This is a genomic window from Actinomadura sp. KC345 (assembly GCF_004348515.1).
GTDB lineage: Bacteria > Actinomycetota > Actinomycetes > Streptosporangiales > Streptosporangiaceae > Spirillospora.
The window spans coordinates 1-13,147 of the sequence record NZ_SMKH01000083.1 but is presented as its reverse complement, the minus strand read 5'-3'; the positions used below and the strand labels follow the sequence as shown (position 1 = coordinate 13,147).

Here is a 13,147-nt window from a genome sequence, read left to right as displayed (position 1 = left end):
CCGTTTCCCTTGTGAATTCCTCAAAGGATCTTGGCACTCCGCCCTGGACACGGCGGAGACCGGAACCGGCCAGATCAGGCGGTGGACGAGAAGGTGCGGCGGTAGGCGGTCGGAGGGACGCCCACGGTGCGGGTGAAGTGGTGGCGGAGGTTGGCCGGGCTGCCCAGGCCGGTGCGGTCGGCGATCTGGTCCACGGGGAGGGACGTCGTCTCCAGCAGTTCGCGGGCGTGGTCGATGCGGATGCCGCGTAGCCAGGCCATCGGTGTCGTGCCCGTCGCGGCGTGGAAGCGGCGGATCAGGGTGCGGGGAGTGACGTTGGCGCGGCGGGCCAGCGCGGCGATGGTCAGGGGTTCGTGCAGATGTCGGCGGGCCCAGTCGAGGAGGGGGCCCAGCTCGTCCGCTTCCTGGACGGGTGTTCCCGCGCCGATGTACTGGGCCTGGCCGCCGGGGCGGTGCGCGGGCATGACGAGGCGTCTGGCGAGGGCGCCGGCGACGGCGGCGCCGTGGTCGGTCCGGACGACGTGCAGGCACAGGTCGAGCCCGGCGGCCGTGCCCGCGCTGGTCAGGATGTCGCCGTCGTCGATGTAGAGGACGGACGCGTCCACCCTCACCTTCGGGAAGCGGTCGGCGAGTTGGCCGGCGTGCATCCAGTGCGTCGTCGCCGGGCGTCCGTCGAGGAGTCCTGCGGCGGCGAGGACGAACGCTCCCGTGCACAGCGACACGAGCCGGGCACCGCTCTCGTGAGCGGCGCGGACGGCCTCGACCAGGTCGGCGGGCTGGTCGTCGAGGACGTTCGCGCAGGCCGGGATGACGACGGTGTCGGCCTCGGCGAGTCCGTCCAGGCCATGGCGGGCCTCGGGGGCGAACCCGGCGGCGGTCCGGGTGCCCGGGGCGGCGCAGAGCCGGAAGTCGTACCAGGGGGAGGCCAGCTTCGGGCGTTCGTATCCGAACACCTCGCACGGGATGGACAGCTCGAAGATCGGCACCCCATCGGTGACGGCGACCGCCAGCTTGTGCATGTCACTAATTTAGCGGTCATGGTCGTTCCTGCCACTTGGCCCCGTCCAGCAGGAGGCCGAGAGTGGCGGCATGGACGTTTTCCCCACTGGACGCGCTTCGTTCGACCCGCCCCAGAAGTCGGCCGACCGGCTTTGGAGCCAGGTCGTGGAGTTGCTCCGGGACGAGCGCGAGCGGATCGCCGGGAGGGACGTGAGCCCGGCCGTCGACGTCCAGCGCCTCAGGGCCGTCATCGGCGCGTACGACTTCGACCGTCCCGCCAGTCCCGATGCGGTGATCGATGAGGTCGCGGAGCTGCTGCGTACGGCGACCGTCCACACGACGCATCCCCGGTACTTCGGGCTCTTCAATCCCACGCCGACGCTGATGGGGGTCGTCGGCGAGACGCTGGCCGCGGCGTTCAACCCGCAGCTCGCCGCGTGGTCGCACGCTCCGGCGGCGGCGGAGATCGAGGCCCATCTGCTGCGGTTCCTGGGCGGGCGGCTGGGCTATCCGCCCGAGGCGGTGGCCGGGTCGTTCACCAGCGGCGGCGCGGAGGCGAACATGACCGCCGTGCTGCTGGCGCTCACGCGGACATGGCCGCGATACGGCGCCGAGGGGCTGCGGGCGCTGCCGGGCCGTCCGGTCATGTACGCGTCGGCGGAGAGCCACCTGGCCTGGTTGAAGATCGCCCACGCGACCGGGATCGGGCGGGACGCCGTCCGTCTCGTCCCCACCGATGGTCTGCGGATGGACGCGGCGCACCTGTCCCGGCAGGTGGCGGCCGACCGCGCGAACGGCGACCTGCCGTTCCTCGTCGTGGCCACGGCCGGGACGACGGCCGCCGGGGCGATCGACCCGCTGCACGAGCTGGCCGACCTCTGCGGAGACCTCGGCCTGCGGCTCCACGCGGACGCCGCCTACGGGGGTGCGGCGGCGCTCTCGGACCGGTTGCGGCCCGCGCTTGACGGCATCGAGCGCGCCGACTCGATCACGCTGGACGCGCACAAGTGGCTGAGCGTCCCGATGGGCGCGGGCGCTCTGCTGTCCACCGACGCCGAGGGGATCGCGGAGACGTTCCGGGTCACCACGTCCTACATGCCGGCCGACGTCCCCGACACCGTGGACCCCTACACCTCCAGCCAGCAGTGGTCGCGGCGCTTCATGGGGCTGAAGCTGTTCCTCAGCCTCGCCGTCGCGGGCCGCGAGGGGTACGCCGAGCAGCTCGAACGTGACGCCCGCCTGGCGGACGACCTCCGCGGAGCCCTCGCGGCCACCGGGTGGCGCATCGTCAACGACACCCCCCTCCCCGTCGTCTGCTTCGCCGACCCCGACGACTCCACGCAGGAGCACCACGACGCGCTCGCTCGGTCCGTCGTGGAGAGCGGGCGCGCGTGGATCAGCCCCGTCCGGCTGGACGGACGCGCCGCCCTTCGCGCCTGCGTCATCAGCCACCGCACGACGCCCGAGGACCTGAACGAACTCGTCCAGGCGGTGAACGACGCGCGGAAGGCCGCAGCGTGAGGCGTTCAGGCGGTCGGGAAGGGCAGGGCCAGCAGGTGGTAGGTGATGCACAGCTTGTAGAAGGGGACGGACGCCAGGACGAGCAGCGTCAGGGAGATCCGGCCCGTTCTCCCCCACCACCCCTTCCACCAGGCGGCGACCACGGCGACGGCCAGGGGGATCGCGGCTATGAACGACGCGGTCGCGATGTAGGGCAACGCCGTCAGCTCCGGTGAACCGAGCGGGACCATCTCCATGATGGCGTTGCCGTCGGACATCACCAGAGACATGCCGGTGAGGAAGGCGGTGACGAGTGCGGCGGCGAGCCAGGCCGCCGTGCGGGTCAGGCGGGCGGGCAGCGGGTGGACGGGCCGATGCCGCACGCCGCGCACCACCGCGACGACCGGGAAGGCGAAGAACGCGATCAGGAACGCGGCGGCCCCGGCGACCAGCAGGCCGAGATGCAGGGACGGCTCGTCGTACCAGGCCAGGCGGTCGTAGGAATCGGCTGGGTTCGCGGTCGTGACGAGCGTCTTGCCAACGAACGCGATCCGGCCTTGTCCGTCCTTCTCCGTGAACAGGCCCGGCTGCGTCTGCACCCAGTGCTGCGTGGTCTTGTCCGGGTCCAGGGAGATGCCGGACGTGGTGAGCGTGCCGTTCTCGCCGGCGGTCACCGTGATGCCGGTCATCAGGCTGTTGAAGCGGGTCAGGTCGGAGTTGCTGGTGCGGTTCGACCGGTACGTGCCTTCGTACTCCGCTACGTCGCCGCCCAGGCCCGCGGGCTTGCCGGTCAGCCGGGACGCGGCGGGGGCGTAGTGGTCGGTCACCGCGTCCATGACCTGCTGGCCCAGGAAGGTCGCGTTCCCCTCGGCGCCGTCGCCGTTGTAGACGACGTACACGCCCGCGTTCTGCTCCGGCAGCAGCGCCATCACGCTGTGGAAGCCGGGGACGTCGCCGTCCTTGTACCAGCGGGGATGGCCGTTGCGCGGGCGCTCCTCGAAGGTCAGGCCCATGCCGGGCATCCGGTCGTCGTGCGTGTGGTGGCGGGCGCGCAGCGGCTCGGTGACGTCGGGGCCGCCGATGGCCTCGCTGCCGGCGAGCTGCGCGATCATGAACGTGCCCATGTCGGCGGGGGTGGTGACGGGGCCGGTACCGCTCGGCGTCCACGGTCCGTACTGGCCGCTGTCGGCGGTGAAGCCGTCACCGGACGGACGGTACCCCTCGGCCAAGCGCTTCTCGATGTGCTGCGGGGTCGGCACGGCGAAGCTCGTCCCGGACATGCGGAGCGGTCGCACGATGTGCTCGTCCACGTACTTCGCGAACGGCTGCTTCGAGACGACCTCGACCACGTACCCGGCGAGCGCCACCCCGTAGTTGTCGTAGGCGACGCGCGTGCCCGGCGGCCGGACGCGCTCGGGCTGCCGCTCTTCGACGCCCTCACCGAGCGGGACCACGTCCTCCGGGTCCCGTTCCGCCACGCCGATCATGTTCTCGTCGAACCCGGCCGTGTAGGTGAGCAGGTGCCGCAGCGTGACCGGCTTCCCCGGGTAGGTGTCCTTGATCTTGAAGGTGGTCAGGTAGCGGTTGACGTCCTCGTCCAGGCCAAGGCGGCCGTCGTGGACGAGCTGCATCACGGCCGTCGCGGTGAACGCCTTGGCCATCGAGCCGGTGAAGAACGCGGTCCGTTCCGGTTCCACCGGGGTGCGGGCCTTGACGTCCGCGACGCCGTAGCCCTTGGAGAAGACCGTGCGGCCGTCCTTCACGACGACGACGGACGCACCGGGGATCTTGTTCTCGTCGAGCTGCCCGGACACGAGGGGGCTCACGATGCCCGCCAGGTCGTCGCGCGGCTCGGCCCGCGCGGTCGAGGGCGGCACGGCGAGCGCGGCGAGGGCGGCGAGAGCGCACACCAGCGTGAACAGGACTTTCCTCATGCGCTCCACGGTCGCCGCGCGTGCCCCTCGGCCACCAGTGCCGGGAAGCACCACCCGGGCATGCAGAACACACGAACCGGACAGAAAGCTAGAATCTCCCGATGCCCACCGTCGTGATCGCCGTGGTCCTGGCCGGTCTGGTGGTGGCACCGGACGCGCCCGCGCCGGCACCGGCGACGGCGGCCATGCTCGCCCTTCAGCTCCTCCACAGCCTGCCGTCGGCCCGGCGGTTCCGGGACCGGTACGGGCACTGGACGCTCGCGGCCCAGGCCGTCCTCCTCCCGCTCGGCGGCCCCGCGGGGTTTCTCGGCGCGTCCGTCCTGCTCATCGCGCCGCGCCGGGCGCGGTGGCCGCTGTTCGCCGGAGTCGTCGCCGCCTCGGGCGCGCTGCACACTGCCGACCTCTACGCCTGCCTGAACGCGATGGGCAACGCGCTGTGCCAGGGGTTGCTCGTGTTCGCGCTGACCCGGCTCAGCGATCTGCGGGACGAGCTGGCGGCGACCCGCGGCGAGCTGGCGGCGCGGTCCGTCGCCGTGGAACGCGCGCGGGTGTCGGACGCGCTGGAGAACGCCCTCGGCACCGCCCTGTCGGAGATCATCCGGCTGGCGTCCGAGCGCCGCCCGGACGCCGTCCTGGAACGCGCCGCCGCCGCGCGAGCCGAGGTCCGCCGCGCCCCCGAGCCGGTCGCGGCCCCGCCCGTGCCGCCACCCGGCGACCTGACACCTCGGAACGCGCTGCCCATCGTCGTCATCGGCCACCTCTGGTATCCGGTGATCGCGGTCGTCTACCTGGTGTCGGTGGGGCCGCCGCCCGCGCTGCTCGCCCTCTACATCGCCGACGTCGTCGCCGTCGTCGCGATGCAGGCGCACCACGTCCGTCCGCGCCCGCCCGGCGTCGCCCCCCGCCGCGCCGCCTGGACGCTGCCCGTTCAGGCGGTCCTCGCCGCCGCGCCGCTGCTCTCGCCCGAACGCCCCTACCCGCAGCTCATGTGGCTCGCGGCCGGCGGGATCCTGATCGTCCTGGCGGACCGGCCCCGCTGGGCGTGGCCGCTGTTCACCGCGTATGTCGCGCTGGTCCCGGTGACGCTCCTGGCCCGCGGCGGAAGCGTCCTCGACGCGCTCCTGTGGACGGCGGAGACGGCGGGCGGCGCGATGATGTTCTTCGGCCTGGCGCTGCTGACCCACCTCGTCTACCAGGTGCGCGAGGCCCGGATGTCCCTGGCGCTGCTGGCCGTCGCCCGCGAACGCCGCCGCATGGCCCGCGACGTCCACGACCTGCTCGGCTCCGGCCTGTGGACCATCATGATCAAAGCCGACCTCGCCACCCGCGCCCCCACCGCGCCCGACGACCCCGGCGACCCCGCCGCGGCCGGCGGCGGCGCGGTCGATGACGCGTTGGACGGGGTCGTCGCCGCCGCCCGGCGGGCACTCGGCGATCTGCGGGCGATCCCGGACGACGCGGGCGCCGGCCTGTCGACCGCCGGTGAGCTGGAGTCGGCGCGCGATCTGCTGACCGCCGCCGGCGTCGAGGTCAGCGTGGTCTGGCCGGCGGATCTGGCCGTCCCGGAACCGGTCGACGCCTTGCTCGCCATCGTCCTCCGCGAGGCCGTCACCAACGTGATGCGGCACAGCGCGGCGCGGCACGTGCTGATCGAGGCGTCCCGCGACGGCGACCTGGTCCGCCTCCGCGTCCGCAACGACGGGACGGGCACCGGGCCGCCCGGCGAGCCCGGACAGGGCGTGGCGAACCTGACCGCGCGGGCCGGCGCGCTCGGCGGGACGCTCACCGCCCGCCCCCTGACGGACGGCCGGTTCGAGCTGTCGGCCCTACAGCCAGCCCGCGTCGGCGGCGATCCGGACCGCGTCCAGGCGGTTGCGGGCTCCTAGCTTCGTGACGATCGCGCCCAGGTAATTGCGGACCGTCCCCCGCGACAGGTGCAACGACGCCGCGATCTCGGCGGGCTCCGCGCCGGACGCCGCCATCCGCAGCACGTCCAGCTCCCGCTCGGTCAGCGGGTTCTCCGGCGCGGTGAGCGCCCGCGCCGCCAGCCCCTGGTCGACGACCCGCTCGCCCGCCGCCACCCGCCTGATCGCGTCCGCCAGTTCCCGCGGCGGCGCGTCCTTCACCATGAACCCGGCCGCGCCCGCCGCGAGCGCCCGGCGCAGCGTCTCCGGCGTCGCCGCCCCCGTCACCACGAGCACCCGGCAGCCGGGCAGCTCCGCCGCGATCCGCCCGGCCGCCTCCAGCCCGTCGACGCCCGGCATCCCCACGTCGAGGACGGCGACGTCCGGCCGGTGTTCGAGCACCGCCGGGACGATCCGGTCGCCGTGCCCGACCTCGGCGACGACCGCCAGGTCGTCCTCCCGCTCCAGCAGCGCGATGAGCGCCCCGCGGACCAGGTGCATGTCCTCGGCCACCAACACGCTGATCATGGTCGCGGCTCCCAGGTCCCGCGGAAGGGCGCGGTTCCCCGGGACGGCCGCGAACGCCGAGTGATCACAGCACTCCATTGTGCAGGCCGCCCGGCCGTGCCGCGAGCCCGGGGACGCCCATGTACCACTACGCTGCCCGATGTCGCAGGTCGAGAACGAATTGCTTCGGCGTGTAACTGAAGTGTGATTCTTTGGGGAAAGACTGAGCAACATGAAAACGATCTCGCGTGAGCCCGGCGGCCGGGACGAGGAACCCAGGGGCGGCCCGGTGTCCCTCGAGAAGGGGAGGCGCACCCGTACCGACTGGCTCGTCTACGGCTTCACGGCGATCCTGTCCCTGGGGTTCGTGCTCTGGGGCGCGATCTGGACCGACAGCCTCAGTACCTCGGCGCAGTCGGCGCTCGACTGGCTCCTCGCCAACGTGGGTTGGCTGTTCGTCCTCGCGGCGACCGGGTTCGTGTTCTTCTCGCTGTGGCTGGCGTTCAGCAAGTACGGCAAGATCCCCCTCGGCCGGGAGGACGAGGAACCGGAGTTCCGCACCGTCTCCTGGATCGCGATGATGTTCAGCGCGGGCATGGGGATCGGGCTGATGTTCTTCGGCGCGGCCGAGCCCCTGATGCACTTCGTCGAACCGCCCCCCGGCACCGACCCCGCGCGGAGCGAGGCGGCGGTCGAGACGGCCATGGCGACCACCATCTACCACTGGACCCTGCACCCGTGGTCGATCTACGCCGTGCTGGGGCTGGCGATCGGGTACGGGCACTACCGGCGGGGCCGCAGCCAGCTGGTCAGCGCGGCCTTCACGCCGCTGCTCGGGCGCCGCCGCGCCACCGGCTCGGTCAGCAAGCTCATCGACATCCTCGCCCTGTTCGCCACCCTGTTCGGCTCGGCCGCCTCGCTCGGCATCGGCGCGCTGCAGATCCGCACCGGGATGCAGGAGGCGGGCTGGATCGAGAGCCTCGGCACCTCGGTCCTCATCCTGATCATCGTCGTCCTGACGATCTGCTTCGTCGTGTCGGCCGTCTCCGGCATCGCCCGCGGCATCCAGTACCTGTCCAACATCAACATGGTCCTGGCCGCCGCTCTCGCGCTCTTCGTGTTCGTGGTCGGCCCGACGGTGTTCATCCTCGAACTGCTGCCCACCTCGGTCGGCGTCTACATCCAGGACTTCGGCGAGATGGCCTCCCGCTCGGGCGCCACCGGCGGCGAGCGGATGGACACCTACCTCGCCACCTGGACGATCTTCTACTGGGCGTGGTGGATCTCCTGGACGCCGTTCGTCGGCATGTTCCTGGCCCGGATCAGCCGCGGCCGCACGATCCGCCAGTTCGTCGCCGGCGTGATCATCGTGCCCAGCGTGGTCAGCCTGGTCTGGTTCGCCATCTTCGGCGGCGCCGCCATCAGGGGCCAGCAGGACGGCAACAACCCGTACGGGAACGGGACCGAGGAGCAGATCACCTTCAACGTGCTCAGCGATCTGCCGTGGCCGGGGATCACCGCGGTCGTGGTGATGATCCTCGTCGCGATCTTCTTCGTGTCCGGAGCGGACGCGGCCTCGGTCGTCATGGGCACGCTCTCGCAGCGGGGCTCGACCACCCCGCACCGCTGGATGGTCATCTTCTGGGGTGCCATGACCGGTAGCGTCGCCGCGATCATGCTCGCGATCGGCGAGAGCAAGGAAAGCGGCAATCCGGACGAGGTCGACAAGGCCTTGACCGGCATCCAGAACATCACGTTCATCGGAGCACTGCCGTTCGCGATCGTCCTGATCCTGCTCTGTGTCTCCCTGGCCAAGGACGTCCGGAGCGACCCGATCATGCAGCGCCAGACCAAGGGCGCCGAAGTCCTCGAAGAAGCCGTGGTGACCGGCACCCGGGAACACCAGGGCGACTTCGAACTGGAGATCAAACCGATCACCAACGGGACCCCCGACTCCGAACCCGACGATCAGATACCGCGCTGACCGAGCCGCGCCGACACGACCGGGGATGGGAGCCGATCAGCCCCGTCCCCGGTCACGCGGCGGACGGTGACCGGGTCAGACGGGGTGACCGGGTCAGACGATGGGGCGGCCCTTCCTCACCCGGCGGCGGAAGTCGCGGAGGTAGAGGTTGAACGGGAACTCGCGGGCCGGGCGCGGGAGGACGCGGTTCGTGCGGGCCATCACCCGCGTGACGCGGTCGAAGCGGCGCTGGTCGCGGGCCGTCCAGTGGTAGCCGAGCTCGTCGCGGAACCGCTGCGGCAGGAAGCCGATGGTCAGGAAGCGGTTCGTGGGCGCGAAGAGCTGGCGCACCGGCGTGTGCGCGAAGCGGAGTTCGGTCAGGTCGCGCAGGTAGCCGCGGGTGAGGTCGTCCATCTCGATCTTGCTGAGACCGTCCTGCCAGTACTTCTCGAACGCCTCCCGGTCCTCCGGCCACATCTCCTCCTTGACCTGGAGGGTGGTTCCCAGGCGGGCGCCGGCCCGGTAGAGTTCCGCGACCTCCTCGGGGGAGGGTTCGCCGTACAGGGTCCGGTGGATGATCTCCACGCCCTGGTAGAGGCACGCGGCGACCCAGAGCTGCAGTTCGGGGTCGAAGGCGTTGTAGGCGACGGGCTCCTTGGCGCGGACCTGCCGGTGGGCGCGGTTGACCTCCTGGCGGAGCTTCTTGCGCTCGTCCTCGGTGCCGAGCAGCGCGACGGCGAGGTAGGTGAGGGTCGTGCGGGTCCGCTTGATCGGGTGCTTGTCGAGACGGCCGCTGTCGACTGTGCTGTTGGCGACGCCGTGCCCGATGGGGAGCCGGGCGAGCTGCATGACGACGTTCGCGGCGGCGGCCGCGAGCGCGAGTCCGCTCATGGAGTCCTGGAGGACGCCCGTGGACGTCTCCTCGGCGGTCTCGGTCATACGAGCCTCACTCCCTGATACATAGAGGCGATTTTCGTCTCACTGTGCCATCGTAAGTGAGTGCTTGCAAGGGCGCCCGGAAGTGGGCGCCCTCACAATGTCCGGCGCACCACGATCTCAGGCGTACGGGTCCTCCATGGCCTTGACGCGGGTGGCGAACGTCTTGAGAGCCTCCAGTCCTTGCAGGAACGGCATCGGGCCGTAGGAGACGCGGGCCACGCCCATGGTGGCCAGGTCCTTGAGCGAGGCGCCCGGGAAGTTGTTCGCGTTGACCGGCCCCGGCAAGCCCTCCACCAGGGCTGGGACGGCCTCCAGAGGCGCAGCGATCGGGTAGACGCAGTCGGCGCCGGCCTCGAAGTACAGGCGGCCCCGGGCGATCGCGGCGTCCACCGGGTCCGAGACCTGGTTGACGAACGTGTCGGCGCGGGCGTTGATCACCAGGGCGTCGCCGGCGGCGTCCCGGACGGCGGCGAGGTACTCGGCCTGCGCCTCGGGCTCGGCGAGTTCCCCGGCGTAGGTGTCCTCCAGGTTGCACCCGGCGGCGCCGATGGCGAGCAGGCGTTCGACCAGTTCGGCGGGCTGCAACCCGTATCCGGCCTCGGCGTCCACGGTCACGGGGACGGACGCGGCTCGGATGACGCGCCCGGCGGCGGCGAGCATCTCCTCGGCCGGCGCGCCCTCGTGGTCGGGGTAGCCGAGCATGGCGGCGACGGCGGCGCTCGCGGTGGCCAGGGCCGGGAAGCCCGCCTCCTCGACGGTGGTCGCGCTCGCGGCGTCCCAGACGTTCGGCAGCAGCAGCGGATCGCCGGGCCGGTGGAGTTCGCGCAGGCGTTTGGCGTGTTCGGTCATAGGTGGCTCCTTCCCCTTTTCGGGAAGGACGAGCCAGGCCGGCCGAACGTGACATCGGCCCCGGGCGGGCGGCGGGCCGGGTTAGCGTCGAGGTGGTGATCGCCCGCGACGAGGGAGAGCGCATGCAACCGTGGTCCGAAGAGCTGGCCGGACGCCTGGAAGAGCACGTCATCAGCAGCGCGTTGCTGCGCGGCAACCCGCTGGGGGATCCGCACGAGCGCCCCGTCCTGGTGTACGTCCCGCCGGGGTACGACGACGAACCGGACCGCCGCTACCCCAGCGTGTACGTCATCACCGGATTCACCGGCCATGTCGGGATCTGGCGCAACAGGACGCCCTACCGGCACACGTTCCCCGAGACGGCCGACGCCGTGTTCGCGTCCGGCGAGGCGCCGCCCGCGATCGTGGTCTTCGTGGACGCCTGGACCGCGCACGGCGGCAGCCAGTACGTCGACTCGCCCGGCACGGGCCGCTACCACTCCTACATCTGCGACGAGATCGTCCCGTGGGTGGACGGTCGCTACCGGACACTGGACGCGCCGCGGCACCGGGCGATCAGCGGCAAGTCCAGCGGCGGGTACGGCGCGATGATCACGCCGATGCTGCGCCCCGACCTGTTCGGGGCGCTCGCGACGCACGCGGGCGACGCGCTGTTCGAGTACTGCTACCTGACCGAGTTCCCCAAGTGCGTCCGGCACCTGCGCAAGTACGACGGCGACATCTGGCGGTGGTGGGACGACTTCAAGGGGCGCGTGGCGTTCACCAAGCCCGAGGACATGGACCTGCTCGACGTCCTCGGCATGGCGGTCTGCTACTCCGCGCGCGACGACGGCACGCCCGAGCTGCCGTTCGACCCGGTCAACGGCGTGATCCGCCAGGACGTGTGGGAGCGCTGGCTGGCCTGGGACCCGGTGCGGATGGTCCCCGGGCACGCCGAGGCGATGCGCTCGCAGCGGGCGATCTGGATCGACGGCGGGACGCGCGACGAGTGGTACCTGGACATCGGCGCGCAGGCGTTCCACCAGGCCCTCCTGGACGCGGGCGTCATGGACGACGTGATCCACTTCGAGCTCTTCGACGCGGGCCACGGCGGCATCGACTACCGCTACCCGCTCGCCCTCTCCTGGCTCTGCCGCACCATCGCCCCCTGACCCCTAAGGCCGGGCCGGGCCGGTTCGACCGGGCCCGGCCCTTTCGCGCTGCGTGAACCCCGTTTTCCGTACTTCCATTAACAAACCCCGGCACATTGAAAATCCAATATGAAATGGATTCATTGACACTTTCCACAATGAGGAGTGCACTTCAGGGCAGCTCATCCGGATGAGTCCCCATCCCACCCCCGCCGAGATGGGCGGCGGCCCCACTGGAGGACCGCATGAGACCGCGCAGGATCGCGACTTTGGGAGCGGCGGCCGTGCTGATGGCCGCCCTCCTGCCCGGCGCCGCCGCGTCGGCGACCGCCCCCGCCACAGGGGCCGCCGCGCCCGACATCCCGATCGCGAACGTCAAGGCACACCTGTCGCAGTTCCAGAGCATCGCCAACGCCAACGGCGGCAACCGGGCGCACGGCCGTCCCGGATACCGCGCCTCCCTCGACTACGTGAAGGGCAGGCTGGACGCCGCGGGCTTCCAGACCACGATCCAGTCGTTCGGCTACCGCGGCGCCACCGGCTACAACCTGCTGGCCGACTGGCCCGGCGGCGACACGAACGACACCCTGATGATCGGCGGGCACCTCGACGGCGTGACCGCGGGTCCCGGCATCAACGACAACGGCTCCGGGTCCGCCGCGATCCTGGAGACCGCGCTCGCCGTCGCCCGCGCGGGCCTCCAGCCCGACCGGCACCTCCGTTTCGCCTGGTGGGGCGCCGAGGAGCTCGGCCTCATCGGGTCGACGTACTACGTGAACAACCTGTCGTCAGCCGAGCGGTCGAGGATCGGGGGCTACCTCAACTTCGACATGGTCGGCTCCCCCAACGCCGGCTACTTCGCCTATGACGGCGACGGATCCAGCGGCAGCGGCGGCCCCGCGGGCTCCGCGGAGATCGAGCGGGTGCTGCGGAGCCACTTCACCGCGATCGGCGTGCCCGTCCAGGACACCGCGTTCGACGGACGCTCCGACTACGGCCCGTTCATCCGCGTCGGCATCCCCGCCGGCGGGCTGTTCACCGGCGCGGAGGGACGCAAGACGTCCCGGCAGGCGCAACTGTGGGGCGGCCAGGCCAGCGTCGCGTTCGACCGGTGCTACCACGCCTATTGCGACACCACGGCCAACATCAGCGACACGGCCCTGGACCGCAACGCCGACGCCATCGCCAACGCCGTCTGGACACTCGGCGGCGGCACCGGGTAGCGGACGCGTCCGCGCAGCTCAGCGGCCGGTTTCAGCATTTTGAACGGGCTCGTTCAGCGCATTGAAAATCCAGTCGCGGCTGGATCCGTTGACACCCCGCCGGTCGGCGCGCTGCACTTTCTGGGCGGCCCTCACCGCCCCCAGGGCTGACCGCAGGCGGCCGCACGGGACGAATCTCGGCCCGCCCCGTGCGCACCGC

Annotated in this window: 10 protein-coding genes; 5 read left to right on the top strand and 5 right to left on the bottom strand. The window is 71.5% G+C overall.

Annotated features, from left to right (window positions below):
* Window positions 1-74: 74 nt before the first annotated feature.
* On the bottom strand, window positions 75-1,019 hold the full coding sequence (locus tag E1281_RS16195; protein ID WP_131878967.1) for a helix-turn-helix domain-containing protein: 945 nt from the start codon (window positions 1,017-1,019) through the stop codon (window positions 75-77).
* A 70-nt stretch (window positions 1,020-1,089) separates the two neighbouring features.
* Here E1281_RS16195 and E1281_RS16190 point away from each other — a divergent pair, with 70 nt between their 5' ends.
* Window positions 1,090-2,520: a pyridoxal-dependent decarboxylase gene (locus tag E1281_RS16190; protein ID WP_131878965.1), complete on the top strand. Its 1,431-nt coding sequence runs from the start codon at window positions 1,090-1,092 to the stop codon at window positions 2,518-2,520.
* Between the two features lie 5 nt (window positions 2,521-2,525).
* Here the strand turns inward: E1281_RS16190 and E1281_RS16185 are convergent, their stop codons facing one another.
* Entirely contained in the window at window positions 2,526-4,433 is a 1,908-nt protein-coding gene (locus E1281_RS16185; protein WP_131878963.1) for a serine hydrolase domain-containing protein, read from the bottom strand.
* A 101-nt stretch (window positions 4,434-4,534) separates the two neighbouring features.
* Here E1281_RS16185 and E1281_RS16180 point away from each other — a divergent pair, with 101 nt between their 5' ends.
* Window positions 4,535-6,319: a histidine kinase gene (locus tag E1281_RS16180; protein WP_131878961.1), complete on the top strand. Its 1,785-nt coding sequence runs from the start codon at window positions 4,535-4,537 to the stop codon at window positions 6,317-6,319.
* Here the strand turns inward: E1281_RS16180 and E1281_RS16175 are convergent.
* The gene (locus tag E1281_RS16175) at window positions 6,260-6,865 is read right to left on the bottom strand and encodes a response regulator transcription factor (RefSeq protein WP_131878959.1); all 606 of its coding nucleotides are present in this window, start codon (window positions 6,863-6,865) and stop codon (window positions 6,260-6,262) included. The two genes, E1281_RS16180 and E1281_RS16175, sit on opposite strands and share 60 nt — an antisense overlap.
* Before the next feature lie 211 nt (window positions 6,866-7,076).
* Here E1281_RS16175 and E1281_RS16170 point away from each other — a divergent pair, with 211 nt between their 5' ends.
* Window positions 7,077-8,828: a BCCT family transporter gene (locus E1281_RS16170; RefSeq protein ID WP_131878957.1), complete on the top strand. Its 1,752-nt coding sequence runs from the start codon at window positions 7,077-7,079 to the stop codon at window positions 8,826-8,828.
* A gap of 93 nt (window positions 8,829-8,921) precedes the next feature.
* Here the strand turns inward: E1281_RS16170 and E1281_RS16165 are convergent, their stop codons facing one another.
* Both E1281_RS16165 and E1281_RS16160 read right to left on the bottom strand, forming a co-directional pair.
* Complete coding sequence (locus E1281_RS16165; RefSeq protein ID WP_131878955.1) at window positions 8,922-9,746, bottom strand: oxygenase MpaB family protein; 825 nt, start codon at window positions 9,744-9,746, stop codon at window positions 8,922-8,924.
* A 117-nt stretch (window positions 9,747-9,863) separates the two neighbouring features.
* Window positions 9,864-10,595 (bottom strand): isocitrate lyase/phosphoenolpyruvate mutase family protein, encoded by a 732-nt coding sequence (locus tag E1281_RS16160; RefSeq protein WP_131878953.1) that lies wholly within the window; start codon window positions 10,593-10,595, stop codon window positions 9,864-9,866.
* Window positions 10,596-10,717: 122 nt separating this feature from the next.
* Here E1281_RS16160 and E1281_RS16155 point away from each other — a divergent pair, with 122 nt between their 5' ends.
* The gene (locus E1281_RS16155; RefSeq protein ID WP_131878951.1) at window positions 10,718-11,746 is read left to right on the top strand and encodes an alpha/beta hydrolase-fold protein; all 1,029 of its coding nucleotides are present in this window, start codon (window positions 10,718-10,720) and stop codon (window positions 11,744-11,746) included.
* A gap of 224 nt (window positions 11,747-11,970) precedes the next feature.
* The gene (locus E1281_RS16150; protein ID WP_131878949.1) at window positions 11,971-12,948 is read left to right on the top strand and encodes a M28 family metallopeptidase; all 978 of its coding nucleotides are present in this window, start codon (window positions 11,971-11,973) and stop codon (window positions 12,946-12,948) included.
* Window positions 12,949-13,147 lie beyond the last annotated feature (199 nt).